Raw genomic sequence first — 317 nt, 5'->3', positions numbered from 1 at the left:
ACATTCTATTATATGAAGGACGAATATTAAAGAACAGTCCCGACACAGGATTGGTGTATTTATATGCTGCCGTAGCATGAAGAGAGTGAGTAGCATCCGTCTTGCCTCTATTCACTTTCTGAGTGCGATAGCTTGTGAAGATAGGAGTGTCATAGATAGACCTTCCCATTAATGGAGCATTAGCATAACCAACATTAGCCGAAAATTCAGAAACAACAGTTGCCTTCCAATTCCAACCCACCGAAGGGTCTATCCACAGATGATTGCTTCTTGACTCACGGTAAGACTGACGGGCATAACTTATCTTCGACTTTATT

General features: G+C 41.6%; 1 protein-coding gene. It reads right to left on the bottom strand.

Features of this window, described 5'->3' with window-relative positions:
- On the bottom strand, positions 1–317 hold a 317-nt coding region (locus tag I6E38_RS15165; RefSeq protein WP_235394748.1), incomplete at both ends, for a hypothetical protein.

The organism is Leyella stercorea, from assembly GCF_021531355.1.
In the GTDB taxonomy this organism is placed as follows: Bacteria; Bacteroidota; Bacteroidia; order Bacteroidales; family Bacteroidaceae; genus Prevotella.
The sequence above is the reverse complement of the archived record's forward strand: the minus strand, read 5'-3'. Positions and strand labels throughout refer to the sequence as shown.